Genomic DNA, 26400 nt, shown 5'->3' on the forward strand with positions numbered 1-26400 from the left:
GTCCCTGTGAGATGGGGTGTATCCCCCTTGTTTCAAGTACAATGCGCCCCAAATTTTGATAACTACTACCTGAATCCGTGAGCTCAGCGCGGATGCATGGCGTAAGAATTTGTTGTCACAGGGGATTTTCTGAAGAAGCGTCGTATCTGGGAATACGATCGACTGAAGACAAATTTTCTGTGGCGGCAAAGGCTTGCGTCAGGCGCCGCGATGAGGTCACGGATTCAGGTACTATTTTGCTGGCAGGAGAAAACCATGTCTGATGATGCTGTAGTAATTGTAAATGGTGCCCGTACCGCCATGGGTGGGTTCCAGGGTTCCTTGTCTGCGGTTTCCGCTCCCGAACTGGGCGCCGCCTCTATCCGTGAAGCCGTATCCCGCGCCGGCCTGAAGCCGGAAGACGTGCAAGAAGTCATCATGGGCTGTGTACTGCCCGCTGGCCTCAAACAGGGCCCGGCCCGTCAGGCCATGCGTCTGGCCGGTCTGCCGGACAACACCGGTGCCACCACCATCAACAAGCTGTGTGGCTCCGGCATGAAGGCCACCATGTTCGCCTTCGATTCCATCAAGGCCGGCACCAACGACATCGTCGTTTCCGGTGGCATGGAATCCATGACCAATGCCCCCTATGTGCTGGACAAGGCCCGCAGCGGCATGCGCATGGGCCACGGCCAGGTGTTTGACCACATGTTCCTGGATGGCCTGGAAGATGCGGAAACCGGCCGCCTGATGGGCTCCTTCGCCCAGGAAGTGGCTGACAAGCGCTCCATTACCCGCGAAGACATGGACAACTACGCCATCGAATCCCTGAACCGCGCCAATGCCGCCATCGACAACGGCTGGTTCAAGGACGAGATCGTGCCGGTGACCGTAAAGACTCGTAAGGGTGAAGTGGTTGTAGACACCGACGAGCAGCCGGGTAACGCCAACATCGACAAGATCCCCACCCTGCGTCCGGCCTTCGCCAAAGACGGCACCGTCACCGCCGCCAACGCCAGCTCCATCTCCGATGGCGGCTCCGCGCTGGTCCTGGCCCGCGAGTCCGTGGCCAATGAGCGTGGCCTGAAGCCGCTGGCCCGCATCCTGGCCCACGCCACCAACAGCAAACACCCCAGCGAGTTCACTATCGCCCCCATCGGTGCCACCGAAGCGGTGATGAAGAAAGCTGGCTGGACCGTGGACGACGTGGATCTGTTCGAGATCAACGAAGCTTTCGCCATGGTGGCGATGATGCCGATGATTGATCTGGGCATTCCCCACGAGAAGGTGAACATCCACGGCGGCGCCTGTGCCCTGGGTCACCCGGTGGGCTCCACCGGCTCACGCATCATTCTCACCCTGATCCACGCGCTCAAGCGCACCGGCGGCAAGCGCGGTGTGGCCAGCCTGTGTATCGGCGGTGGTGAAGCGACTGCGGTAGCTGTCGAGCTGCTGTAATACGCTCAACGCTTGATGCCAGACAAAACGGGGCCTTCGGGCCCCGTTTTTTGTTGGCAGCGCCCCATTTCCCGCCCTCTGTAGGAGCACCTCTTGAGGTGCGAACCAGGCGGAGCGAGGCGGCAGAGGAGTGTGATCATTTAGAGAAACCTGTCAGGACATGGAATGCCTGATCGCCCTTCGGGCAATTTCCACGCTAACGCGCGGTTCGCACCTCAAGAGGTGCTCCTACAGCGGCTTCGTAGCTACCCCTATCCTGAAACATCCGCTTTCACTTTCAAACTCTGTTGCACTTTCCTGACCGGATTCGCCCTCCGTCGTATACGCAAAACCGGATTTCACCTGTACCCTGACCGGCTAGTCACCTTTTTGGGTTGGGCATGAGCCCGGGAGCACCATGACAGCATTACCCGTGATCACCGCCATGGGCGGCATCAATGCAGCCGGGCGCAGCGCCCTGCATTTTGGCTTTCAGCGACTGATTTTTGATGCCCTGCCGGAGGCCGGCCGCCAGGACACCCTGCGTTCTCTGTGTCAATTGACCGGCCGCAGCCCGGACAGCCAGCTGGCCGCCACCCAGATCCGCGCCCTGCCCGATGCCCACCGGCTCCACGCCGCCATCAGCGGCACCAGCGACATTCCCGTTACCCTGGAAATGCGCAACATGGACCTGCCTGACCCGCTACCCGCGGGCTGGCAGGTCGCCCCTATCGACAAGCGCCGCAGCCGGGTCATCCTGCCTGCGGGGCTGGACCTGCGTGTCCCCCATGATGCGCCGCGCCGAGTCAGCGCCGCCGGGCAGCTGCCGGACGGCTTCGATCCCGGCGCCCTGTATGCCTCGCGCAATCACCCCCGCGCCCTGCAGATGGCCATCTTTGGTATCAGCGATGCGCTGGGCGATCTGGGCATGGACTGGGCCTCCGTGGCCGCCAAGGTGCGCCCGGATCAGGTGGCTGTGTATGCCAGCAACGCCATGTCCCAGCTGGACGACAACGGCCTGGGCGGCGTCATGCGTTTCCCGCCCAACGGCCAGCGCATCACCTCCAAGCAGGTGCCACTGGGCCTGGGTGAGATGACTGCGGATTTTCTCAATGCCTATGTGCTGCACTCGGTGGGCACCACCGGCGGCATGCTGGGCGCCTGTGCCACCTTCCTCTACAACCTGGAAAAAGGAGTACAGGCGATCCGCAGTGGCAAGGTGCGGGTAGCCATTGTAGGCACCAGCGAAGCACCGCTGGTGGCGGAGATCATGGAAGGTTACCGGGCCATGGGCGCGCTGGCGGAAGACCAGGATCTGGCCGCCCTGGATGGTGCTAAGCAAGCCGATGTGCGCCGCGCCTGCCGGCCGTTTTCCGACAACTGCGGCTTTACCATGGCCGAGTCTGCCCAGTTTACCGTGCTGATGGATGATGCCCTGGCCCTGGAGCTGGGTGCCGACATTCTCGGCGCGGTGCCGGATGTGTTCATTCATGCTGACGGCGCCAAGAAATCCATTTCTGCCCCCGGCGTGGGCAACTACCTGACCGTGGGCAAGGCCGCCGCCCTGACCCGCCAACTGATCGGCGACAAGGGCTTGCGCGAGCACAGCTTTGTCCATGCCCACGGCACCGGCACGCCACAGAACCGGGTCACCGAATCGGTGATTCTGGACCGGGTGGCCGAGGCCTTTGAGGTGCGCCACTGGCCGGTGACCGCCATCAAGGCGTTTGTGGGACACTCCCTGGGCAGTGCCGGCGGCGATCAGCTGGCGGCGGCCCTGGGCAGCTTTGCCCAAGGCGTTCTGCCGGGGATTCGCACCATCGATCACATCGCCGGCGATGTACACCGCCAGCACCTGGACTTCGCCATGGATCACGTACCGCGCGACGACCTGCAGGCCAGCCTGATCAATTCGAAAGGCTTTGGCGGCAACAACGCCACCGCCGTGGCCCTGTCCGCCACGGTTACCGAAACCATGCTGCGCCAGCGCCATGGAGACAAGGCCATTGCGAGCTGGCAAAGCGCTCGGGACAGTGTACTGCAGGCCAAGGCCGGTTTCCGCGACCACTGCCTGAACGAGGCGCCCAAACCGGTGTACCGGTTTAATGATGGGGTGCTGGGGGATGAGGCGGTTGCCCTGAGCCGGGAGTCCGTGCAGCTCAATGGCGGCACCACCATGACCTTTGACGACGACAACGGCCTGGCGGCTTACCAAATCAATCGCTAGCACTGCTCGGATGGGAAAGGGTGAGTAACGAGGTACGAGTTTCGAGTTGCGAAAACCTTTCCCGGTCTTCGCAACTCATTTCTCGACACTCGAAACTCAGCATCCCCAGAGACTGAAGATTAGCGAATCTCCACCTCAAAGGCCGGCGATGCCCAGCCCTGGGGGGCGCTAGCGCCGTCATCAGCCAGCGGTGCACCGCCGTAAATCACCTGCTGCCCATCGCCGTACTGCAGCCAGGTCTGCGTGGGCATTACCCCCTCGCCCGGCTTGCTGTAATCGCAAACGCCCTGCGGGAAGATGTCCGCCACCTGTTCGGCAAAGCCCTCCGGGTCCAGGGCCAGAGGATAATCCGCCGGGTCCACCGGTTTCAGCTGGCACTTGTTGGTCAGGGTTTCGATGCTGTCACCGGCCACGGTACGTGGTGTGCCGAAACGGGTCTGCACCACCGTCTGTTGCAGGTTCAGAATCGGGTCGGTGAGTGGCGACAGCAACTCGCCCAGCGTACCCAGCACGTCCCCCAGCACCGGCAGCTCGGACACTACCGGCAGCTCGCTGACATCCAGGCCACATACCTGGCCGCTAAGCGCATCCACTACCACGCCTGCTTCCGCCGGTGCCGGCGGCAGCAAGGACAGATCCAGCCCCGGCAGGATCGGGTCCGGGTACAGCAGGTTACCGGTCAACGGTACGATGGGCCCCTCCGGGCCGAACAGGGACGACACCGACAGACAACGGTCACGGGCATAGACCGGCTTGTTGGCCACCACCTTTTCTGCCACTGGCGTGGCCGTGTCGTCCTGCTCGATGCCCGATAACCACAGGTCCATGACCAGCAGGGCTTCGGTGGTGAACACCGTATCGCCAAACAGCGGCGCCGGACCATACCAAATCACATGGTTGTCGGCATGGCCCTGGGTCTGCTCCAGTCGCGCACGCATCTGCCAGGAATGGTAGGCATCGTGGGCGATGCCCGGGTCCGGGCCACGCAGATCAATGATCGGCACCTTGGCCAGATGCTCGGCGGTGTTGATGGCGCCGGTGCGGTAGGCATTTCGCAAGGCTTGCGGATCGGCCACGGTGCGTTCGGCCTGGTAGTCGATATCCACGCTCAAGCCACCGATTTCGCGATTTACCCTGAGGAACTGCTCGCCACTGATCAGCCCGCTTTGCAGCGCCTTCAAACCATACTGAACGCCCACATTATCCAGCGGAATACCGCCAAAACCGCGACCGACAAGCTGTTCGTTGCTGGACCATACCGATGGATCACGGGGACCAAACTGATTGATCATGTAATCCAGCAACCCGCAGCGCAGCCCATCCGGCTGAGTCTCGGCGTCATACACCGCGACCCCTTCCTGCAGACCCGGGCAGTCTTCCTGGTTCGGATAGGCGGACGGGAAAAATGCCAGATCGGAGACCACCGGGTTCAGCGGCAAGTGACCATAAAAGGCCGACCATTGCGCGGCCGGAATCACCCCGGATGTCAGCAGCGAAGTAACCACCTCCTGAAACCCCTGCGGGTCGGTGGGCAGCTGATTGCCGAAGTAATTGCTGAGCAGGTTGTAGTCTGCAAACTGGGTAGCGGTGGTCCACACATCCGGGTAGGAGCACTGCACGATCAGCCCCTGATAAATGCCCGGGTAGGCATTGGCCACATGCTGCTGGGTGATGGAGCCACCGGAGCAGCCGGTACCGATGGTGTAACGGATTTCCCCGTACTGTTCGATGATGCGCTCTTTACCCATCATCAGCGATTCCGCCGCCGTCACCAGATTGGCGTTATGGCCCAGGTTGGCCTGGGCGGTGGACAGGGTCATGAAACCCCGCGCCAGTGCAGTGGTAATACTGTCACCCAGTAACAGCTCGGCGCCCGCCGGCGCGGTGCCGGCGATATCTCCGCGGGGCACCTCACCCATGCCATAACTGACACCCACGTTACCGCCATGATGGATCAGCAGTTTGCCGTTCCATTGCGGTTGCGGTGTCAGAGCGGTCCAGGGCTGATCCGGCTGATAGAGGGTCATGATCAGATAACGGTCACGATTCATCACCCCCTCTTCCATACGCACAATAAAGGGCACGTCTACGCCTTCATCGGTGGTTATCCGGGCAATACTGTCATCCGCCGGTGGATTCGCCGGGTCATAGGGCTGGAAGGCTTGCGGCAAGCCGGGGTTTTCCGGATCGAAATTGGTCAGCAGACTTTCCAGCTTGTTGGCCGGCACATACTGAAAGGTGTATTCCGGCGGCTGGTTGCACTGGGCATCCACCGCCTGCTCGTTGGTGCACTGCCAGGGTTGCAGCTGGGGCCCGGAAAACACCGGACCGCCATTGGGGTGGTTGATGATCTGCCGCTCCAGCACCGACTCATCCGCCAGCACCACGGTGACCGTGTTGGCTCCCAGCACCATACCGCCCAGCAAGCCCTTGAGGGTGCCCTCGCTGGTTGCCGTCAATTGCCCGGTCACCTCCCGATCATCCAGCATGACCTTTGCCCCGCTTAGCAGGGCGCTATCGTCGGCAGTAATTTCCACCAGGGCATCACCGCCACTGATCAGGTCCGCACGGTTGGAGAGCACGCGTATTTCCCCTTCTCCCGCCCGCGGGGCCTCGGGGAGATCCGGATCGGGCGTATTCGGGACCGGATTACTGGCGGCGGGTGACGAGGAAGAACCGCCACCGCCACAGGCGGCCACCAGGGCCACCAGGGCAGCGGCCAGCAAACGAGAAAGGGCTTTCATGGGACACTCCAGGCCGGCGCGCGGGCCAGCTTATTGTTATTAACATCAGTGTTAACCCATTCTCATGGACAGGGTGGCGACTTACTGTTGATGTGCAGTAGCAGGATAGTTACAGGAAGGCGGCATTCTTTGCAGAATGTTGTACGAATGTACCATCGCACCGTTAAAACCCGGTTCAGGCTCTCACCGCTCCCTGCTAAGGTAGCCGCAATCAACCGATGGACTGCCCATGATTCGACTGAAACTTGCCCTGTTCATGCTGCTGGCGCTGATCGCCTGCACCGCCCTCTGGCATCGTTACAAACCGCTGCCTGACGGTCTGGCCCATGAATCGCCGTTGCTACCCGCCCAGGGCCTGAACCTGCTGGTGGACGACACCTGGGAAACCGCCGATGGCAAGCGCGCCATGCGCCAGACCATTTTCGACGAGGCCCTGCGACTGATCGGCCAGGCCCGACAACTGGTTGTGGTGGACATGTTTCTGTTCAATGCCTTTCAGGGCACCGACGATGCCAGCTACCGACCCCTGTCCGCACAGTTGACCCGGGCACTGGCGGACAAGAAACAGCAGCAACCGGATCTGCCGGTCATCCTGATCACCGACCCGATCAACACCCTCTACGGCGGTCTGCACAGCGAGCACCTGGAACGCCTGGAAGACGCCGGGGTGATAGTGATCACCACCCCGCTGACACGTCTGCGCGACTCCAACCCGAGCTGGTCCGGCATCTGGCGGATCTGCTGTCAGTGGCTGGGCAACAGCAACGAGGGAGGCTGGCTGCCCAATCCCATGGGGCCCGGCAAGGTCACCCTGCGCAGCTACCTGACCCTGCTCAACTTCAAGGCCAACCACCGCAAGACCCTGGTGGTGGATGAAGGCGACCGCTGGACCGCTCTGGTCACCACGGCCAATCCCCATGATGCCAGCAGCGCCCACAGCAATCTCGGCATCACCTTCCAGGGCCCCGCCGTTAAGACACTGCTGGAGAGTGAGCTGGCCGTAGCACGAATGGTAGGCGTCAGCCTGCCCGATCTGCCGGCCGCCCCCGACGCCGAAACGTCAGACAGCGCCGCCGCCCAGCTACAGGTGCTCACCGAAGGCGCCATCCGCGATGCCCTGCTGGCCGCCATTGAGCGCAGCCAGCGCGGCGAAGCGCTGGATGTGTCGGTGTTCTACCTGTCTCACCGCCCCCTGGTGAAAGCGCTTCTGGCGGCCCATGAGCGAGGAGTGACAGTCCGTGTGCTGCTGGACCCCAACAAGGATGCCTTCGGCCGTCAGAAGAATGGCATTCCCAACCGTCAGGTGGGCGCGGAACTGCGGGCTGCGGGCATCGAGGTGCGCTGGTGCAACACTCAGGGCGAGCAGTGCCATACCAAGATGTTGTTACGCAGAGGATCAGAACGCTCAGAAGTGATTATCGGCTCCGCCAACTTCACCCGCCGCAATCTGGACAACCTGAACCTGGAAAGCAGCGTGCGAGTGCTGGCGAAAACGGATCAGGCCATTATGGTCGATGCCCGATCCGCTTTCGCCAGACGCTGGGAAAATCGTGACGGGGAGAAACACAGTACCGATTACGATGTGTATGCGGATGAAGCGAGCTGGAAGTACTGGGTGTATCGGGTAATGGAATTTACCGGGTGGAGTAGTTTTTAGGGATAAACGCCGTAGGAGCGCCGCTTGAGGCGCGAACTCCCAGGTTCGAGTTGCGAGAAACGAGTTTCGAAAACCAACAAAGCCCAACTCACGGTTTCTTCTTTCGGAGCTCGCCGCCCTGCAAGGCCGGTTCGCCCCTCAAGCGGGGCTCCTACGGCGAGCCCGTGTCATGCCTAGAAGCCTCGCTGGCGACGCTCCTAAGGTCGCAATTATTCCGTCGCCGGGGCGTCTTTTACCGGCCTGTTGCGATACCAATCCACACCACTGACTGCACCGTTGATCAGCCAGGCAGCGGCGACCAGGCCCCCGGCCATGGGCCAACCCCAGGTGTCCGGCAGCAGGTCGGTGCCGGGTACAAACACCAGGAACAGCACGGTTTCCAGTACTGCCAGCAACAAGGGGGCCGCCAATCGAGCCGGGTAATGCAGCTCAATGCCCAGCCAGCGCAGAACGGCGCCGCCCATGCCAAGGCCAAGCCAGATAACGATCAGACCACCAATAATCACTGCCACCGTTAACGCTCCTGTTCCTGTTGTCCGTAGAGTGCCTCACGGCCGTGCCGGACCGCCATGCCTTCGCGGACTTTTTTCGGCAGTCCAGCCACCACCAGAGCGTAGGAATGATCAATCATGCGCTGGATTTCCCCCGCCGGGATGGAGCCGTCCAACTTGATGGTATTCCAGTGTTTCTTGTTCATGTGGTAACCGGGAATCACAGCTTCGAAGATATCCCGCAGTGCCTGCGCCTGGTCCGGATCACATTTGAGATTCATGCGCCCTTCGCCCTGCTCTTCCCCCAGTGTCGCGAACATCTTGTCCCGCACCTTCATCACCGCCACATCCGGGCCGAAGGGAAAATCCTCTCGCGCTTCCGGCTTGCTCAACAGATACGCTTGTGCGGCTTTGGCATCCATGATCAAGACATCCCTGATTGACCCGCTATTCCGGCATTGGCCGGTTGGGAGACGGCCACAGTAAGGCTGTCATCATACCTCTCCCTGCTCATCGCCGCAGCACAGGGGCCCCAGCACTCAGCGGATGAGGAAGGGCGGGCCGGGAGATTCGCGCCCAATAAAAAACCCCGGCGGATAGCCGGGGTCTTGTGTCCCGACAGTACCCTTGTGAGGCGGGGCCGAAACAAGTCAGGAAGTTTACCCGCTTGTGAAAAGGATCGCGACCGCTGAGGCAGTGCATTTACCCATCATGCACGATGCTCATCGCTGACGGGAAATACCACGCAACAATGCGAAGCTCGTGTTACTCGCATTGTTGCGTGCGTCTGCTGCGTTGCTATGAAATTTCGCGGGTCTCGCGGAAGCGGATCTCCGGATGACGCTCCTGTGCCAGTTGCAGGTTCACACGGGTCGGTGCCAGGTAGGTCAGGTGACCCGCGCCGTCGCGGGACAGGTTGTCATAGGCCTTGCGCTCGAAGGCGGTCAGCTCTTTGTCGCTGCCGGCTTCGATCCAGCGCGCTGTCGCCACACTGACCGGTTCATAGCGGCAATCCACGCCGTATTCCCCTTTCAGGCGAGCGGCCACCACATCGAACTGCAGGGTGCCCACGGCGCCCAGAATCACGTCGTTGTTGCGCAACGGGAAGAACACCTGGGTGGCGCCCTCTTCCGCCAGCTGAGTCAGCCCCTTGTGCAGCTGCTTGCTCTTCAGCGGGTCGTTGAGCACCACACGCTGGAACAATTCCGGGGCGAAGTGGGGAATGCCGGTGAAGGCCAACTCTTCCCCTTCAGTGAAGGTGTCACCTATCTGGATGGTGCCGTGGTTGTGCAGGCCGATGATATCGCCGGAAAAAGCCTCTTCCACGTTGTCACGCTCACCGGCCAGGAAGGTCAACGCATCAGGAATACGCACGTCCTTGCCGGTACGCACCTGCTTGAGCTTGATACCCTTGTGGTATTTGCCGGAACAGATGCGCATGAAGGCGATGCGGTCGCGGTGGCGGGGGTCCATGTTCGCCTGAATCTTGAACACGAAGCCGGTCATCTTGGGCTCGTCGGCGACTACGGTACGCGCGGTGGCATCGCGGGGCTGGGGCGGCGGTGCCCACTTCACCAGGCCGTCAAGCATGTGATCGACGCCGAAGTTGCCCAGGGCGGTACCGAAGAACACCGGGGTCAACTTGCCGGCCAGGAAGCGTTCTAGATCGAATTCGTGGCTGGCGCCCTGTACCAGCTCCAGGGTCTCGCGCAGTTCTTCGGCGTAGTCGGCCCCCACGGCCTGGTCCAGCTCGGGATTATTGAGGCCTTTTACTTCGCGCACGTCCTGCACGGTGTGGCCCTGACCGGTCTTGTAGAGCACGGTGGTGTCAGTGAGGAGGTTGTAGACACCCTTGAAGCTCTTGCCCATACCGATGGGCCAGGTAATCGGAGCGCACTCAATCTTGAGCACATCCTCGATTTCATCAAGCACTTCAATGCCGTCACGGACGTCCCGGTCCAGCTTGTTGATAAAGGTAAGGATCGGCGTGTCGCGCAAGCGACACACTTCCATCAGCTTGACGGTCCGCTGCTCCACACCCTTGGCGGCATCGATAACCATCAGCGCCGAATCCACCGCAGTGAGGGTGCGGTAGGTGTCTTCAGAGAAGTCGGCGTGGCCGGGGGTATCCAGCAGGTTGACGGTGGCATCCTTGTAGGGGAACTGCATCACCGAGGTGGTCACCGAAATGCCCCGCTCCTTCTCCATCTCCATCCAGTCAGAGGTGGCGTGCTTGCCGGACTTCTTGCCTTTCACGGTACCTGCGCTCTGGATCAGGTTGCCGTACAACAACAGTTTTTCGGTAATGGTGGTTTTACCGGCGTCCGGGTGCGAAATAATCGCGAAGGTGCGGCGCTTGGCCACCTGGTCTTGCAGGCTCATGGGGCTTCCGACTCTGACAGGATTTTCGAGGGCGCGAGTATAACAGCCTTGCGTGCCCTTATCAGGCTCTCAGCGCCACCCTGTCAGACGATGCCGGAGCCTTTCAGCTGACGCTGACGCATTAGCAGATAGAGGGCAAATCCCACCGCAACACCAGGGACCAGCCCCAGCAGCAGCGCCAACCAACCGCCGCGGACCTGGTAACGCTGACGCTCGAAGATCACCCAGATGGCAAGTACCACCCAGCACAAAATCACATCCGTGGAATACCCGGCCGCAAAGGGATTCACGAAGCCTCCGGCGGCGGCAGCCAGGATATCCGGGTTCTCGAGCAGCGGCGGGATGATCAGCACCGCAAACACCACACAAAAGCTCAGGGCTACCAGCAATAACAGTCGACGAAACAGGTTCTCTGACACAGGCCAAGTCCTCGCAATAGGTCATCCGTAATCACCGTATCCTTGAGGATTTACTCTGGCGTGTCCACCAAGGCAGCCTCTGAATCACTCCTTGCGTACTCATCGTGGCCGGAAGGGTGCAGCTGTTGTGCTCTTCAGGCCGCGCTCTGCGGGTCATCCTGACAAGCTGATCATGCAAGGAGTGATTCAGAGGCTCCCTAACACTTCAGGGCGAACCAAAAGCAGTGCTAGAGTGTCGGTTCCAGAACAACAAGGATGCCAGACCATGCCTGTTTATCTCCGCGCTTTCGCTGCCCTCTTCCTCGCCACCCTGCTGGCGGCCTGCAGCCGTACCCCGGATGCCGGCGATGCCCGTAAAGCGCTGGAAGCAGAACTGGACAACGCGCACCTGTCCGGCCTGTTGGCAGTCACCGATGTGGAAAAGCGTAATGGCTACGACGATGGAGACGGCCGCTACACGCTGGAAGTGGATTACCAGCTGAAAGCCAGAGAAGATCTGGGTGGTTACACCGACAAGATCAAGGGCAATGAAGATCTGTCCGGCATGGATCGCTTCGCCATGATCATGACCCTCAGCGCCCTGCGCATGGAGCACGGCAACTTCAAGAAGGGTGATACCTTCCAGCGCCAGCGGGTGATTACCTTCCGGGATTCTGAGAACGGCTGGATGCCCATTCAGGAGTAACGGGAAGCTGTTCGAATCGCACCTTGCCTGCTGTAGGAGCGGCTCTCGAGCCGCGAACCGAGCGTAGCGAGGCGACAAAGTTCAAGGTTTGACCACCATTCTTTCTGGAACCTGTCGAGCCTTGGGAGCCCTGATCGCCCTGCGGACGATTTCCGCGCAAGCGCGGTTCGCGCCTCAAGAGGTATTATTCGCTTCGCTCACCCTTCGGGCCGCACGGAACTACGTGCGTTACTCCGCTACGCTCCGTTCCTACAGCGGCTTCGTAGATAGGATGTAGAGAATTATTTATGCCCGCTGGTGAGCAGGCACTGCATCAATACCGCATTCTCGTGCCCGTCCACCTTGCGGTAATAGTTCTTGCGCACCCCACAGACCTCAAAGCCCAGCTGGCGGTAGAGTCCCTGGGCACTTTGGTTGCTTTCCCGCACTTCCAGATAGACCACGGTCATGGCATCGGCGCGGGCCGCCTCGAGAGCCTGTTGCAGTAATCGCCGGGCGATGCCGTGGCGTTGCCAGGCCGGGGCCACGGCGATGTTGAGGACATGGGTTTCGTCGAGGATTCGCGACAGGATCAGAAAGGCCGCCGGCACGTCGTCCACGGTGGCCACCTGGCACAGATAATTGGTGTTGCCCAGGCAATCGTGAAAGTGGGCGCTATTCCAGGGGGTCAGCTGGGCGACGGTTTCGATGGCCATCACCGCGCCTACGTCTTCCAGCTCCATGGCACGGATGGCTGCCACGCGGGTCCGCTCACTCGCCATGAAAGCCATTTGCCTGCATGGCGTGCCAGCTGGCCTTCTTGTGCTGCGCCGGCTCCGCCAACATTTCTGCCAGGCTGCTGACCACCAGTGCCGGGCGACCACCTAACTCGACGGGTTGATAGCGGGGCTGATCAAACAGCGCCTCACTGAGCGCCTCCGGCAAGCACAGCAATACGCGCTCGCCACCCGCCTGCTCACACAGGCCGGCAATAAAGGCCGAAAGCGCCTGCGCCGCTTCTTCTGCGGGCATGGGCTGTTCAGTCAGTGGACAGAAGAAACGCCGCGGACGCTGAGGCCGTGCCTGGAACAGGGCCAACAAGTTGGCCATCAGCGGCGCCTCAAAGCGTCCCAGCCCCGGGGCCTGGCTGTCTTCCTGGGCGCATAGCAACCAGGTATCGCCACCTAGATGGGCTTCCAGGGTAAAGGTCAGCCCCTTGCCTCTGGCGACTGCCGGTGCGGTTGGCGCGGGTTCCTGAGTATCGGTGGTGGCTTTGGCCGGCGGCGAACTCTGTGGAGCCTCCTGAACCGGCGCCTCACTGACAACCGGGGCCGCTGTCGGCGGCTGTGCCGAGGCGGGTGCTTCCTGGGCGGGCGCGGCTGATGCCGGTGCTGCCGGCTGTTCTTCCTCGTCCTCCCAGTCCAGCAGCGGCGAGGACGCGGCACCGGGCAACGGCGCCCTGGCCACCCAGGGCGTCAGCCCCAGGGCTTTCAGGTAGTGCTGTCGCTGGGCTTCATTCATGGGGCGCTCCGCAACGGCTTGCAGGCCTCACGCACACACGTCATGCCTGACAGCGGCGTGCTGGCATGTTGCGTGACGCTTGCTACGTTCTTCATACATCCGCCGCCTGCGGGTGAGCCCGTTCCAGGCCCGCCGCAAAATGGTTAAGCGCATTCAGGTAGGCCTTGGCGGAAGCGGTGATGATATCCACGTCGGCGCCGTGGCCATTGACGATCCGCCCGCCTTTTTCCAGTCGTACCGTCACTTCACCCTGGCTGTCAGTGCCGGCGGTGATGGCATTCACCGAGTACAGCTGCAGGATGCTATGGCTTTCCGCCAGCATCTCGATGGCCTTGAAGGCCGCATCCACAGGCCCGGCCCCAGTGGACGTAGCTTCCCGTTCCTTCCCATCGATAGCCAGCACGATACGGGCTTCCGGCGTTTCACCGGTACGCGCGGTGGCTTCCAGCAGAACCAGTTTGAAGCGCTCTTCTTCGGCGGCTTTCTTGGTGTCGCTGACCAGGGCCTGCAGATCCTCATCGAACACTTCGTGTTTCTTGTCAGCCAGATCCTTGAAGCGCTGGAAGGCTTCGTTCATGGCCGCTTCCGAGGCAAAGGTGATGCCCAGCTCGTCCAGACGGGCGCGGAAAGCGGCACGGCCGGAGTGCTTGCCCAGCACCATGCGGTTGGTATGCCAGCCCACATCCTCGGCAGACATGATCTCGTAGGTCTCGCGGTGTTTGAGCACCCCGTCCTGGTGGATACCGGACTCGTGGGCAAAGGCATTGGCACCGACGATGGCCTTGTTGGGCTGCACCGGGAAGCCGGTGATCTGCGACACCATTTTCGAGGTGGGTACGATCTCTTTGGCATTGATGCCGGTATCCACATTGAACAGATCCTGGCGGGTGCGTACCGCCATGACAATCTCTTCCAGAGACGCATTGCCGGCCCGTTCGCCAAGGCCGTTGATGGTGCATTCCACCTGCCGGGCGCCGGCCTGGACCGCGGCCAGGGAGTTGGCCACCGCCAGCCCCAGGTCGTTATGGCAGTGCACCGAGAACACCGCCTTGTCGGCATTGGGGATACGAGCCAGCAGCTGGCCAATGGTATGGCCATATTGTTCCGGAATGGCATAGCCCACGGTGTCGGGGATGTTGATGGTGGTGGCACCGGCGTCGATCACCGCCTCGATAATGCGGCAGAGGAAATCCAGCTCGGAGCGACCGGCATCCTCGCAGGAAAATTCCACATCGCCCATGTGATTGCGGGCATGCTTCACCGCCGCCACTGCATGCTCGACTACCTGATCCGGCTCTAACCGCAGCTTGTGCTGCATATGAATGGGGCTGGTGGCGAGGAAGGTGTGAATTCGCCCGGACTCGGCCCCGGCCAGCGCTTCCGCAGCGCGATCGATATCCGACGCCTTGGCGCGGGCCAGCGAGCAAATGGTGGATTCGCGCACGGTATCGGCAATGGCCTTCACCGACAGGAAATCCCCCTGGCTGGCGATAGCAAAACCGGCCTCGATCACATCCACCTTCATGCGCTCCAGAGCCTTGGCGATACGCAGCTTCTCGTCCTGATCCATGGTGGCACCGGGGCTCTGCTCACCATCACGCAGGGTGGTATCGAAAATAATCAGGCGCTCTTTGCTCATCGTTATCTCTCTCTGGCGGGTGAGCCATCCAGCTCACCGAGCTGTAGGAGCTATGCTTGCATGGCTCCTACGGTGATTTGTCGTTGTGGTATCGCTCAATTCTACACCAGTCGCAGGGTGCGCAGCACGGCTTCGCGCAGGGCCTCACCCGCCTCTCGCCCGGCGATCCCCTCGGCCAGGCGGATCTTTTTGCCATCCACCTCGGCGATCAGCGTCATGTACTCGGTCTGGCGGCCATTGCTGGTGCTGCTCATACCGGTCTTCAGCACCACTTGCTCTGCCCGCAGCAACTGGCCCTTGCGGGTGAACAGCGGGACACCCAGCCAGCGGCGCAGGCTGCGCACTTCGCCACCGCGCACCCACACATCCAGCCCCCGCCCCAGGGTGAACAGGGTACTGCCGACAATGGCATAGCCGATCAGCCCGAAAATACTACCCATGAGGTACAACATGAAACCTTCGCTGGCGGCGGCGATAAAGAGCCCGGTGCCCACGGCAGCGAAGATGCCACCAAACACCAGCAGCGCCAGCTTCATGCCCAGGTGCCGACCTGGGCGGCTTTCCAGGTGCAGGCCCTGGCCGGTCTGCTCCACCCGGATCTGTTCGTTGGCAGATTCCAGCGCCTCGACTTCCCGCTCGCGCTGGTCGGCCATGACGTGGGACTCCGGCAGACGAAAACGACTCTCGCCCTCCCCCGCCACCACCGGGATATCCCAGCTACGTTTCAGCTTGCGACCGTCAACCATGCCCTCCAGCTCGACTCGCCAGCAGATATAATTGCGACCGCTACCGGAGGACGGCGGCTGTTCCGCCGGCACATCGAAACAGAACAGGATATCGCTACCCTGCTGGGTAGGCTGGCACAGAGCGCGCTGGTCGGTCTGCCAGAGGATGTCTTCCACGGTCTTGCGGTCTTTGCCACTACCGCTTTCGCGGCCACGGATGCAGCTCAGCCACACATCCATATCCGTCTCACGGGGCAACGCCTTGCCCAGGTGGATGGAGCCACCCACCTGACCACCGGCATGGCCCGGCTCCGGGTCCAGCTGCAGAGGTGTGGGGCCGAAGAACTGGTAATTACTGCGCATTTTCCAGCCCGACCAGGCAATACCGGCGCCCACGGCGGGAAACAGCAGCACCATCAGAATCGCGTAGTCACCGCGACTGACCTTGTCCCAGACCGCCAGATAGGCCGGCGATGGTAGCAGGATAAAGATGGCGCCGAAGCCAACCAGAAACCAGTGGCCGGATTTTTCCTTGCTGTGGTACTGCCCCCCTTCTGCCAGATCGGCCTTGCCCTTGCTGCCCCGGTTGAACAGGAACATCAGGCCGCCACCCACCAAGGCAAACACGCCGCCGAAGGCCAGGCCAAACACCAATGATCCCCAGCGCAGAGTGCGATCCAGAAAAGCCTCGGACGGATTCGCCGGGTTGACCCAGGCCATGACGGTTCGCCCCCGGGAGCGAGCGGACTCCAGTCGGCTGGCCAGACGCTGCCAGTAATCGTCGAAATTATCGCTGCCACCGTACTGACTCACGGTATGACTGGAATAGCTGCGCCCCTGATACTCATAGCGATAGCTGGCGCTGACACTATAAGTCGTCGAGCCATCCGAATAATTGCGATTGAGGGTACTGCTCAGCACCGTGGCCGGCACCCGCTCCCAACTGCCGGATTGCCAGTATTGAAAGGCCGGTTTAAGCCCCACAAAAAACATCACCGCCAAACCCGCCACCAGAAAAACGCCGGGAAAGAGTATTGTCATGCAGCCCGAGGCTTTATTGTCTTTCTGCGTTTCCTGTTCTGCGTTTTCTGCCGTATTCGACACCCGTGATTCCCCCAAACAACAACACTCCGGCCAGGGCACCGTACAGGTGGGCATTCACATAGACCCGCCCGTCGATCCAGCTACGGAGATAGTTCACGTCATAGCCTGCCTGCTGCTCACTGACAATGCGCCCGGCGATCACCAGCAACACCAGTGAATGCAACCAGGGATTCCCCCGCCAGCCCTGCAGCAGGCAATAGACCAGCAAACCATGGAGGATACCGGACAGCCCCACATAGTGCTGCAAACCGGTATCCAGAAAATACAACGCCAGCCCGGTGACCAGCCCACAAAACAGCAACCAGCTCCAGAAACGTGCCCGATCAAGCAGGTCCGTAAAGAAATAGCCGCACAGGACCAGACCGGCCAGATTGAGCAGCATGTGCCAGTGATTGAGATGCACCAGATGGCAGGTCAGCAACCGCCAGACCTGCCCCTGTTCGATGGCCGAACGATCAAACGCCAGCCAGGGGTTCACCCAGGAATGCGCCAGACCCAGCACCACCATGGTGGCCACCACCAGGGCGAAGTGCGGGCGGAGTTTGTTGTCTCTGGGTTGCATGGAGGTACCGGCTGAAATTGAAGGGGTATTAAGCCACAAGCTGCAAGCTGCAAGCTACAAGGCGCGGGATGGATTGTACCGATACTGGCAGACAGTGCCTGCGACCCCAAGTCAGCGGCGCGGCGCACGCGTTAGCGGTTTGGCTGCAACATCGAATCGCGATGCAGCTTGTAGCTTGAAACTTGTAGCTGCCTTTAAAAAAGAAAACCCCGCACAAGGCGGGGTTTTCTGTGGAGCGTATTACGAGGGGCTGATTGTCGGGTAAGGAGCGACCATTACTGGCCACCCCTCCCCTAAGAACCGTACGTGCGAGTTTCCCCGCATACGGCTCAAGCCTTTGTTAACCCATCCCGAGAGATGAGCCAGCATCACAGTATTAGTGAGAGCGGGCACCGAGATTATTCTTTCGCTTACGTCTCGATTGGTCTCGTACCCAGTACTCGACTTCAAGATAGCAAGCTTACGCCGGTCTACTCAGCACCCATCACAGTCAAACCCCCAAATAGCGTTGGGGCCAGTCCGCAGAAAGGGGCACAACCCCCGGCTACGTCCTTCCTACTAGCTCTCATCTTTGGTCCCCTTCTGACCGACACCTAAAGCGCTATCTCCAGGCGAAATTTGGGGACATTCAAAAGTTTGGTCAAAGTACGACCCTCCATTCGAACGCCCTTGGGGATCAAGAACACTACATACTGTATTTCAACACCCGGTCATCAGCAATATACTGATTGCGAGTGCACCTGCCGATGGCAGTTCGGATGCAGCAACACCAGATTATCCAGCTTGTCAGTACCGCCCTTATGCTGTTCGACCACATGGTGAATATTCCACCCGGTTTCCCGTGTGATCAGTTCGCGACAACAAGGACAGCGCTTCTCCTGCCGGAGCCAAAGCTGTAGCAACTTGGACTTCCCTTTCTCGCTGTTCTTCCAGAGATACGCCAGGCGTTCCTCGAAATAACCAGCAAAGGCGGGGTCGTACCGTGTCGCTTCGGCCTTGATCTTGATATGCCTTTTGATGGGCACATCACTGACGTAGCACAACGCATACCGTTTGCCTGTTGGGTCCATACCCTGGAATGTCCAGTTGCGCTGGCCGAGGGGGCGAAAATACTTGTTCTTCACCCACCGCTTCCGTCGATTGAGATGACGTCGGCGGCACCATTGCCACAGCATCTTCCAGATCCGATAGTCCACATAGTTGAACGTCGCTTTCGAGACCACGTGCCGATGGTAGTTTGCCCAGCCTCGAATCTTGGGATTCAGAGTCTTGACGATCCACCACGCGGGCATGGTCTTGTGCGTGTCCAACACCGACTTCACCTCGGCCAGAAACCGCTTCACGTTCTGTTGGGCAGGCTTTATCAAGCACTTCCCTCCATACTTGCGAATGTTCTGACCCAGAAAGTCGAACCCTTCCTCCACATGCGTCACCACCGTCTTCTCCGCAGACAAGGCAAGCCCTCGCTCCGCCATAAAGGCTTCGACAATGGGCCTGACCTCACTCTCCAGTAGCTCTTTCGAGATACCGGAGACAACGAAGTCGTCGGCGTAGCGCACATAGTTGACCTTGGTCCGGTAGCTGGCTTTGGTGTTTCGCTGCCCGAAAGCAGCTTCAAGCACCTCTTCCAAACCATCCAGAGCCATGTTGGCCAAGACCGGCGAGATAATGCCGCCCTGAGGCGTTCCCGCGTGGGTCGGGTGTGTCCTACCGGATTCCATGAACCCGGCTTTCAGCCATTTCCCGAGCACTGCCTTGTCCATAGGGACGTGAGACAGCAGCCAGTCATGGCTTATGTTGTCGAAACAACCCTGTATATCGGCCTCCAGCACCCACTGCGCCGAGCTTTTGCGACCAAGCACAACAAAACATTGCTCGATTGCGTCCGCCGTAGCGCGCAGGGGCCGGAAGCCGTATGAGTTACGATCCGCCGTGGTCTCGGACACCGGTTCCAGAGCCAGCAGGTATAACGCCTGCATGGCCCGGTCGTACATCGTCGGTATTCCCAAGGGACGGCGTTTGCCGTTGGCCTTCGGAATCCACACCCGCCGGAGCGGACGCGGCTTGTAGCCGTGTCGTTTCAGACGGTGGATCGCTCCCCATTTTGATGCTGGATTGTCCCAACATTCGCCATCGACACCCGGCGTCTTGCGACCCCGGTTTTCGGTGACCCGTTTTACCGCCAAGGCTTTGGCGGCGAACGAGCGGACCAGCAAGCGTTGCAGGGCTTTCACCCTCCTCCACTGCTGTTCCCGTGCTGCTTTCGCGATACGAGCCTGTAACCTCCTCACCCGACGATGACTGGTTTCCCAGTCAATCGTGTGCCAACTGGTGGCAGGGTGGGAGAATGCAGGCATCAATAACGATGCGTTCATCTTGCTATCCTCCTCAGATTGGAACCCGAGAAGGCGCAGACGCATTTCCCCTGAGGGCGCAGTCCACACCCTCAGGGCACATTGTTTAACCGGGCAACAAGAGACTTGTTACGTCGGCATTCTTTCAGGCGGTTTTACCTGCCTTCACGCGATCAAAGACCAGATGGAAGTCTGCACGCTTTCGCGTCGGGGCAAATCTCGAACCCCTATCCCGCCCATTACAGGCAAGCATTCGCTTTCTCCATCCTCCTTTACCCGCACCTCCATCAGCTTCCCTTGCGGTCCACCTGCCGGATGAATCCAGGCGAAGATACGGGTTTACCGTGTTCCGTGTCTGTCACACGGACGGGTTAGGTCCTGCCTATCCACCGGTGGCTCAGTGTCGACGTATCCCCAGATGTAAGAGGGATAGCCAGCCACACACCATTTTGGTCGAAGCCTGTCAGCAACTTTGGCTCCATGCGGTTGACGGTGTTTATCAGCAGTTCACTTACGTTGACCCTACCGTCCAGCCTAGCGTCTCATCCGCCTGTTGCTGGCAGAATCTCCGGCTACCCTCACGGGCAAACCAGACCACAGAGTGGGACTACATTGTCAGGGCGCTTCGCACCTTGCCGTTACCAGCAACGCACTGCCCATAGGCTACTGTTGGTCGAACAACAGGTTTCGCTTTCACACCTGATAGCTGCGTGAACGAAACAATGACAGAAACGGCTTACACCGAAAGGTGCCAGCGCGTTCTTCCAGACACGGGAATCCACGTTTATGGCCGAGGCCAAGAAACGTTTGAGGGCAGGAAGCCCAAGAGGATTAAATGCACGGGAAAAGCAATGGAGGCATGCATACGCATACCCCCACCACTTCTCGGATGCACATTCATCGGTCTTCACCGAATAAACGTTCATCCCATTGGCATGGGAAGCCGTTTAGCCAGACAGGGTCCAGCTGGGTATTACTCCCTGAGGGAGATACCCGGCGCCGGATCGAAGACCCGATCACCGGGTAAGGAATACGCTATTTTCTGCGGTTAAATGGGAGCGGAGCCCCCGAAGTAGCCCGCAAAGGCTAGCAACCTCGCGACTTCACGTCGCACTACATCATGCCGCCCATACCGCCCATTCCACCCATGCCGCCCATATCCGGGGCGCCACCGCCGTTTTCTTCCGGCTTGTCAGCCACCATGGCTTCGGTGGTGATCATCAGGCCGGCAATGGAGGCCGCTGCCTGCAGCGCGGAACGGGTTACCTTGGCAGGATCCAGGATGCCCATTTCCAGCATGTCACCGTATTCACCGGTGGCGGCGTTGTAGCCGTAGTTACCGGAACCGTTGCGCACTTCCTGCACGATCACGGACGCTTCAGCACCGGCGTTGTAGGCGATCTGACGCAGGGGCATTTCCAGCGCGCGGAAGGTCAGGGCGATACCAGCGTTCTGCTCGTCGTTGTCACCCTTGATGACACCAACGTTGGCCAGAGCGCGCACCAGTGCCACACCACCACCGGGGACCACACCTTCTTCCACGGCAGCGCGGGTCGCATGCAGGGCATCGTCCACACGGGCTTTCTTCTCTTTCATTTCAATCTCGGTGGCAGCACCGATCTTGATCACCGCAACACCGCCGGCCAGCTTGGCCACGCGCTCTTGCAGTTTTTCCTTGTCGTAGTCAGAGGAAGAATTCTCGATTTCCTTGCGGATCTGCTCTACGCGGGCATCGATATCGACCTGCTGGCCAGCGCCATCAACAATGGTGGTATTTTCCTTGTCGATGTTCACTTTCTTGGCGGTACCCAGGTCTTCCAGGGACGCATTTTCCAGGCTCAGGCCCACTTCTTCGCTGATTACGGTACCACCGGTGAGGATGGCGATGTCCTGCAGCATGGCCTTGCGACGATCACCGAAGCCCGGCGCTTTCACGGCGGCGCACTTGATGATGCCGCGCATGTTGTTCACTACCAGGGTAGCCAGCGCTTCGCCTTCGATATCTTCGGCAATGATCAGCAGCGGCTTGCCTGCTTTAGCGACATTTTCCAGGGCCGGCAGCAGTTCGCGGATGTTGGAGATCTTCTTGTCCACCAGCAGGATGTACGGGTCTTCCAGCTCGACCTGCATCTTTTCCTGGTTGTTGATGAAGTAAGGGCTCAGGTAACCGCGGTCAAACTGCATGCCCTCAACCACGTCCAGCTCGTTCTGCAGGGACTGGCCTTCTTCAACGGTGATAACGCCTTCCTGGCCCACTTTTTCCATGGCCTGGGCGATGATTTCACCCACGGATTTGTCGGCGTTGGCGGAGATGGTGCCCACCTGCTCGATGCTCTTGGTGTTGTCACACGGCGTGGACAGCTTCTTCAGCTCTTCCACGACAGCCGCTACGGCCTGGTCGATGCCGCGCTTCAGGTCCATGGGGTTCATGCCGGCGGTGACAGACTTGAGGCCTTCGTTAACGAATGCCTGAGCCAGCACGGTAGCGGTGGTGGTGCCGTCACCGGCCTCGTCGTTGGCCTTGGACGCCACTTCTTTCACCATCTGGGCACCCATGTTCTCGAACTTGTCTTCCAGTTCGATTTCACGGGCCACGGAGACGCCATCCTTGGTGATGGACGGTGCGCCGAAGGATTTTTCCAGCACCACGTTACGGCCTTTCGGGCCCAGTGTTACCTTGACGGCGTCGGCCAGGATGTTAACGCCTTTGGCCATACGTTGACGGGCTTCGTCACGGAACAGAATTTCTTTCGCCATGGTTCTTTACCTCTGCAAATCTTTACCCCGGAATGGGGTGAATGCCCTTGCGGGCGTTCATGTTCTTGCTCTTGGCCTGCGGCACTTAGCCTTCGACGACGGCCAGAATTTCAGCTTCGCTCATGATCAGCAATTCTTCGCCGTCCACCTTCACGGTGTTACCGGCGTACTGACCGAAGATCACCTTGTCACCGGCTTTCACGTCCAGCGGACGCACATCTCCGCTATCGGTGATTTTGCCGTTACCCACCGCGATCACTTCGCCGCGGGACGGCTTCTCGGCAGCGGAACCGGGCAGCACAATACCGCCGGCGGTCTTGGTTTCTTCCTCTTCACGGCGAACCAGCACGCGATCATGCAAAGGACGGATGCTCATTTTTCCTTAAACTCCCAGTTTTAGTTCTGATGACATCCAAGCTCGCGGAAGCGAAGCTCGGCAGTCCGAATTAGCACTCTAACGAGTCGAGTGCTAATCATAGTAATGATGCCAGTGCAGTCAATAGGGAAAGTGACCTTTGAAAGCGCCTGTCCCGCGACCGCCTGCAGGACACAGGAGTGGGGCCACAGCGCCGGGTTTCAAGGGGGGCGACGAAAAATCCTTTGCCGGGTCAGGCAACCCGGGAGTGTCGTTTGCCGTTTTTGCGAGTCACTGAGCAATCCGGTCATTGGCCAGGCAGGGTCAGCCCACCATAATCCGGGCCATCGTGAACCGACATTGCAAGGAATCACCATGGATCTGAACCAGAAAGTGGTTGTTGTTACCGGCGCCGGCCGTGGCCTGGGCCGGGGTATTGCCACCTACTTTGCCGGCAAGGGTGCCCGCCTGGCCTGCGTCGACCTGAGCCAGGAAGACCTGAACGCCACCGTGGCCGCCTGTGAGGCTGCCGGCGGGGAAGCGCGCGCCTATTTGGCCAACGTGGCCAAAGAAGAGGACGTGGAAAAGCTGTTCAGTGACGTGGTGGCGGACTTCGGCAGCCTGCACGGCGTGGTCAATAACGCCGGCATCACCCGCGATGGCCTGCTGGTGAAGTACAAGGACGGCGAGATCGTCAGCAAGATGAGCCTGCAACAATGGCAGGCTGTGATCGACGTGAACCTGACCGGCGTGTTTTTGTGTGGCCGCGAAGCGGCTGCAAAAATGCTGGAACTGGGGGTCGAGGAAGGGGTGATCGTCAACATTTCCTCCCTGGCTCGCCAGGGCAGCTTCGGGCAAAGCAACTACGCCGCTGCCAAGACCGGGGTGGTTGCCCTGGCCGAGGTGTGGGCCAAAGAGCTGGCTCGCTACAACATCCGCACTGGCGCGGTGGCTCCCGGCACCATCAACACCGACATGCTCGCCGCCATGAAACCGGAGGCCCGCGAGCGTCTGATCCAGGCCGTTCCCCTGCGTCGCCTGGGCGAAGCGGAACACGTCGCCCGTTCCGTGGCCTTCATCTTCGAGACCGATTACTTCACCGGTCGCTGTATCGATATGGATGGCGGGCTGCGGTAATAGTTTCTAGCTTCTAGCTTCTAGCTTCTAGCTTCTAGCTAAGAGAATGTTCCGCTGATGAGAAGGGGCAACCAAAGGGTTGCCCCTTCTCATTTTTTCGTTTTCCCTTGCAGCTCAACGCTAGTCGCTCGAAGCTGCCTGTATGGACCCTTCTTTCCGAGACGCCGTCTACCAGATCGTTGCCGCCATCCCGCCCGGGACGGTGAGCAGCTATGGAGCCGTGGCACGGCAGGCCGGCTTTCCCCGCCATGCCCGCATTGTGGGCCGGCTGATGAGCCAGTTACCGACAGATACCCGTCTGCCCTGGCATCGGGTATTGCGCGGGGACGGCCGAGTTGCCCTGGCGGGCACGCCCGCCGGAGAGCAACAGATCCAGCGGCTACTCGACGAAAACGTCACCGTGCTGGGTGACCGGGTGCCCAGACAGTACTTCCTTCATTGGTAACACGCCTTGTTGAATCACAGCCGGCACGCCTGGGCAGTCGGATTCGCTCGCAATTTATCCTCGCAGAGCACACGGCCATGTCCTGAAGGGTTCGCTGAGCACGCAAGAGGCTTTTGCGCACTCGGCCAGACTCATTCCTCCCCGCGCACGGTGAACCCACATCGCTCGCTGCGGACAAAGTGTCTATGATGAGCCTTTCGCCATTCGGCAATACCCGCTAAGAGACCTATGCCCCCACAATCGACCAACTGGCAGCAATCCCTGAAAGCCTTCCTGCATCCCCGTGTAGTGACCATGTTCTTCTACGGGTTTTCTGCAGGCATCCCACTACTGCTGATTTTCTCCTCGCTGTCACTATGGTTGCGAGAGGCCGGCGTGGAGCGCTCCACGGTCACGTACTTCAGCTGGGCGGCACTGGCCTATTCGTTCAAGTTTCTCTGGGCGCCACTGATTGATCGCTTGCCGATTCCTGCTCTGACACGTTGGTTGGGCAGGCGCCGGGCCTGGCTGCTGGTGGCGCAGCTCACTGTGGCCGCCTCCATTTTCAGTATTTCCCTGGTCGACCCGAGCCAGCCTGGGGCACTCAACCTGATGGCTTTTGCCGTGGTCATGCTCGGCTTTACCGCCGCCACCCAGGATATCGTCATCGATGCCTACCGAATTGAATCTGCGGGGGTCGAATTACAGGCTTTGATGTCCTCCTCCTACATTGCCGGTTACCGGATAGGGATGCTCTCTTCCGGGGCAGGCTCGCTGGTATTGGCAAGCTGGCTGGGCTCCACCAGCGAGGCGTACAGCTATCCCGCCTGGCAAACCACCTATGCACTCATGGCACTCACCATGCTGGTGGGCGCTATTACCACCCTGATCATTCGCGAACCGGACAACCCTCGCCCCTCAGCCCATCAGTACACCAGCGGGCAGTATCTGAAGTTTCTGGCGATTTTCGTGGCAGGCATCACGGCCTTCGTGACGGTGTATGTCCTGACCGCCGATTCGGCAGGCTCGCTCCGGCAAACGCTCACGGAGATCGTTGAGAACAGCGCCCTGTCCGGCCTGGTGGTGGAGAGTCTGCGGCTGGCGCTGGCGATTACCATCGTTGCCGCCTTGATCAAAGCACTCTCATTGACACCGCTGTATGACAGACAGCTGGTTCGGGAAAGTTATCTGGACCCGGTGAAGGATTTTTTCCAGCGCTACGGTAGCCGGCTCGCCTTGCTGTTGCTGGTTTTCGTGGGTTTTTACCGCATCTCAGATATTGTGCTCGGCGTCATTTCCAACGTCTTCTTTGAGGACATCGGTTTCACCAAGAACGAGATTGCCGGGGTGGTCAAAACCTTCGGTCTGTTCATGACCATTGCCGGCGGGTTCCTGGGTGGGCTGCTGGCCATGCGTCACGGCGTGATCCGGGTGCTGTATCTGGGCGCCTTTCTGACCGTTGCGACCAACCTGCTGTTCCTGTGGCTGGCCTATGCGGGCCACGACATCCGCATCCTCTATGCAGTGATCTCCGCCGATAACCTGACCGCCGGTCTCGCCAGTGCCGCCTTTGTGGCCTTCCTCTCGCAGCTCACCAATGTCTCTTTCACTGCCGTCCAGTACGCTATCTTCAGCTCATTGATGACCCTGCTACCCAAGACCATTGGTGGCTACTCGGGCAGCATGGTGGATAACCTGGGCTACCCCGGGTTTTTCCTGTTGGCCAGCTTGATGGGCGTACCGGTGTTGGGGCTAATCTATCTAATCCAGCGCCACGAGGCCTTTCGGCACTGAGCCCCGCTCATTCGCCGAAACAGGCTTG

At 60.1% G+C, this 26400-nt stretch carries 20 protein-coding genes; 7 read left to right on the forward strand and 13 right to left on the reverse strand.

Annotated elements, in window-relative coordinates:
- Positions 1–255: 255 nt before the first annotated feature.
- Both Q0Y02_RS08920 and Q0Y02_RS08925 read left to right on the forward strand, forming a co-directional pair.
- Complete coding sequence (locus tag Q0Y02_RS08920) at positions 256–1437, forward strand: acetyl-CoA C-acyltransferase (RefSeq protein WP_297767044.1); 1182 nt, start codon at positions 256–258, stop codon at positions 1435–1437.
- Positions 1438–1834: 397 nt separating this feature from the next.
- Positions 1835–3643, forward strand: a complete 1809-nt coding sequence (locus tag Q0Y02_RS08925) for a beta-ketoacyl synthase (RefSeq protein WP_297767046.1) — start codon at positions 1835–1837, stop codon at positions 3641–3643.
- A gap of 119 nt (positions 3644–3762) precedes the next feature.
- Here the strand turns inward: Q0Y02_RS08925 and Q0Y02_RS08930 are convergent, their stop codons facing one another.
- Entirely contained in the window at positions 3763–6387 is a 2625-nt protein-coding gene (locus Q0Y02_RS08930; RefSeq protein ID WP_297767048.1) for a DUF6351 family protein, read from the reverse strand.
- Between the two features lie 229 nt (positions 6388–6616).
- Here Q0Y02_RS08930 and Q0Y02_RS08935 point away from each other — a divergent pair, with 229 nt between their 5' ends.
- Positions 6617–8044, forward strand: a complete 1428-nt coding sequence (locus Q0Y02_RS08935; RefSeq protein ID WP_297767050.1) for a phospholipase D family protein — start codon at positions 6617–6619, stop codon at positions 8042–8044.
- A gap of 209 nt (positions 8045–8253) precedes the next feature.
- On the opposite strand, the gene Q0Y02_RS08940 is transcribed toward Q0Y02_RS08935, so the two are convergent.
- From Q0Y02_RS08940 to Q0Y02_RS08955, 4 genes are all read right to left on the reverse strand, one after another.
- Positions 8254–8556, reverse strand: a complete 303-nt coding sequence (locus tag Q0Y02_RS08940) for a hypothetical protein (protein ID WP_297767052.1) — start codon at positions 8554–8556, stop codon at positions 8254–8256.
- Positions 8557–8558: 2 nt separating this feature from the next.
- Positions 8559–8957 carry an MmcQ/YjbR family DNA-binding protein gene (locus tag Q0Y02_RS08945; protein WP_297767054.1) on the reverse strand — a complete coding sequence of 133 codons (399 nt, stop codon included), beginning with the start codon at positions 8955–8957 and terminating at the stop codon, positions 8559–8561.
- 376 nt (positions 8958–9333) lie between these two features.
- Complete coding sequence (gene prfC / locus Q0Y02_RS08950; protein WP_297767056.1) at positions 9334–10917, reverse strand: peptide chain release factor 3; 1584 nt, start codon at positions 10915–10917, stop codon at positions 9334–9336.
- A gap of 83 nt (positions 10918–11000) precedes the next feature.
- A complete protein-coding gene (locus Q0Y02_RS08955; protein ID WP_297767057.1) occupies positions 11001–11336 on the reverse strand; it encodes a DUF2834 domain-containing protein in 336 nt (111 codons plus the stop codon).
- A 265-nt stretch (positions 11337–11601) separates the two neighbouring features.
- Between Q0Y02_RS08955 and Q0Y02_RS08960 the strand changes: the two genes are divergently transcribed.
- Positions 11602–12021: a hypothetical protein gene (locus Q0Y02_RS08960; RefSeq protein WP_297767058.1), complete on the forward strand. Its 420-nt coding sequence runs from the start codon at positions 11602–11604 to the stop codon at positions 12019–12021.
- A gap of 281 nt (positions 12022–12302) precedes the next feature.
- Here Q0Y02_RS08960 and rimI read toward each other — a convergent pair whose 3' ends face one another.
- From rimI to groES, 8 genes are all read right to left on the reverse strand, one after another.
- The gene (gene rimI / locus Q0Y02_RS08965) at positions 12303–12782 is read right to left on the reverse strand and encodes a ribosomal protein S18-alanine N-acetyltransferase (RefSeq protein ID WP_297767060.1); all 480 of its coding nucleotides are present in this window, start codon (positions 12780–12782) and stop codon (positions 12303–12305) included.
- Positions 12772–13521 (reverse strand): hypothetical protein, encoded by a 750-nt coding sequence (locus Q0Y02_RS08970; RefSeq protein ID WP_297767061.1) that lies wholly within the window; start codon positions 13519–13521, stop codon positions 12772–12774. Before Q0Y02_RS08970 ends, rimI begins: the two co-directional genes overlap by 11 nt.
- Positions 13522–13612: 91 nt before the next feature.
- A complete protein-coding gene (locus Q0Y02_RS08975; RefSeq protein WP_297767062.1) occupies positions 13613–15160 on the reverse strand; it encodes a 2-isopropylmalate synthase in 1548 nt (515 codons plus the stop codon).
- A 101-nt stretch (positions 15161–15261) separates the two neighbouring features.
- Positions 15262–16926, reverse strand: a complete 1665-nt coding sequence (locus tag Q0Y02_RS08980; RefSeq protein WP_297767064.1) for a DUF3592 domain-containing protein — start codon at positions 16924–16926, stop codon at positions 15262–15264.
- Between the two features lie 13 nt (positions 16927–16939).
- Positions 16940–17551, reverse strand: coding sequence for a rhombosortase (gene rrtA, locus Q0Y02_RS08985; RefSeq protein WP_297767066.1), 612 nt, complete (start codon positions 17549–17551; stop codon positions 16940–16942).
- Between the two features lie 713 nt (positions 17552–18264).
- Positions 18265–19926, reverse strand: coding sequence for a group II intron reverse transcriptase/maturase (ltrA, locus tag Q0Y02_RS08990; RefSeq protein WP_297767068.1), 1662 nt, complete (start codon positions 19924–19926; stop codon positions 18265–18267).
- A gap of 1092 nt (positions 19927–21018) precedes the next feature.
- On the reverse strand, positions 21019–22662 hold the full coding sequence (gene groL, locus Q0Y02_RS08995) for a chaperonin GroEL (RefSeq protein ID WP_297767069.1): 1644 nt from the start codon (positions 22660–22662) through the stop codon (positions 21019–21021).
- Between the two features lie 85 nt (positions 22663–22747).
- On the reverse strand, positions 22748–23038 hold the full coding sequence (groES, locus tag Q0Y02_RS09000) for a co-chaperone GroES (protein WP_035249363.1): 291 nt from the start codon (positions 23036–23038) through the stop codon (positions 22748–22750).
- Positions 23039–23392: 354 nt separating this feature from the next.
- Between groES and Q0Y02_RS09005 the strand changes: the two genes are divergently transcribed.
- The 3 genes from Q0Y02_RS09005 (at position 23393) to Q0Y02_RS09015 (ending at position 26372) form a co-directional block, all read left to right on the forward strand.
- Complete coding sequence (locus tag Q0Y02_RS09005; RefSeq protein ID WP_297767072.1) at positions 23393–24154, forward strand: SDR family oxidoreductase; 762 nt, start codon at positions 23393–23395, stop codon at positions 24152–24154.
- A 142-nt stretch (positions 24155–24296) separates the two neighbouring features.
- A complete protein-coding gene (locus tag Q0Y02_RS09010) occupies positions 24297–24599 on the forward strand; it encodes an MGMT family protein (protein WP_297767074.1) in 303 nt (100 codons plus the stop codon).
- A gap of 228 nt (positions 24600–24827) precedes the next feature.
- Positions 24828–26372 (forward strand): MFS transporter, encoded by a 1545-nt coding sequence (locus Q0Y02_RS09015; protein WP_297767075.1) that lies wholly within the window; start codon positions 24828–24830, stop codon positions 26370–26372.
- Positions 26373–26400 lie beyond the last annotated feature (28 nt).

This window comes from uncultured Alcanivorax sp., from assembly GCF_947258575.1.
GTDB lineage: Bacteria > Pseudomonadota > Gammaproteobacteria > Pseudomonadales > Alcanivoracaceae > Alcanivorax.

Coding starts and splice junctions, on each gene's coding strand:
- groES (WP_035249363.1), bottom strand. CDS start 23,038: ATGAGCATCCGTCCTTTGCATGATCGCGTGCTGGTTCGCCGTGAAGAG.
- rimI (WP_297767060.1), bottom strand. CDS start 12,782: ATGGCGAGTGAGCGGACCCGCGTGGCAGCCATCCGTGCCATGGAGCTG.
- Q0Y02_RS08925 (WP_297767046.1), top strand. CDS start 1,835: ATGACAGCATTACCCGTGATCACCGCCATGGGCGGCATCAATGCAGCC.
- Q0Y02_RS08960 (WP_297767058.1), top strand. CDS start 11,602: ATGCCTGTTTATCTCCGCGCTTTCGCTGCCCTCTTCCTCGCCACCCTG.
- Q0Y02_RS09015 (WP_297767075.1), top strand. CDS start 24,828: ATGCCCCCACAATCGACCAACTGGCAGCAATCCCTGAAAGCCTTCCTG.
- Q0Y02_RS08970 (WP_297767061.1), bottom strand. CDS start 13,521: ATGAATGAAGCCCAGCGACAGCACTACCTGAAAGCCCTGGGGCTGACG.
- Q0Y02_RS08920 (WP_297767044.1), top strand. CDS start 256: ATGTCTGATGATGCTGTAGTAATTGTAAATGGTGCCCGTACCGCCATG.
- ltrA (WP_297767068.1), bottom strand. CDS start 19,926: ATGAACGCATCGTTATTGATGCCTGCATTCTCCCACCCTGCCACCAGT.
- Q0Y02_RS09010 (WP_297767074.1), top strand. CDS start 24,297: ATGGACCCTTCTTTCCGAGACGCCGTCTACCAGATCGTTGCCGCCATC.
- Q0Y02_RS09005 (WP_297767072.1), top strand. CDS start 23,393: ATGGATCTGAACCAGAAAGTGGTTGTTGTTACCGGCGCCGGCCGTGGC.
- Q0Y02_RS08935 (WP_297767050.1), top strand. CDS start 6,617: ATGATTCGACTGAAACTTGCCCTGTTCATGCTGCTGGCGCTGATCGCC.
- groL (WP_297767069.1), bottom strand. CDS start 22,662: ATGGCGAAAGAAATTCTGTTCCGTGACGAAGCCCGTCAACGTATGGCC.
- Q0Y02_RS08930 (WP_297767048.1), bottom strand. CDS start 6,387: ATGAAAGCCCTTTCTCGTTTGCTGGCCGCTGCCCTGGTGGCCCTGGTG.
- Q0Y02_RS08980 (WP_297767064.1), bottom strand. CDS start 16,926: ATGACAATACTCTTTCCCGGCGTTTTTCTGGTGGCGGGTTTGGCGGTG.
- Q0Y02_RS08945 (WP_297767054.1), bottom strand. CDS start 8,957: ATGGATGCCAAAGCCGCACAAGCGTATCTGTTGAGCAAGCCGGAAGCG.
- rrtA (WP_297767066.1), bottom strand. CDS start 17,551: ATGCAACCCAGAGACAACAAACTCCGCCCGCACTTCGCCCTGGTGGTG.
- prfC (WP_297767056.1), bottom strand. CDS start 10,917: ATGAGCCTGCAAGACCAGGTGGCCAAGCGCCGCACCTTCGCGATTATT.
- Q0Y02_RS08975 (WP_297767062.1), bottom strand. CDS start 15,160: ATGAGCAAAGAGCGCCTGATTATTTTCGATACCACCCTGCGTGATGGT.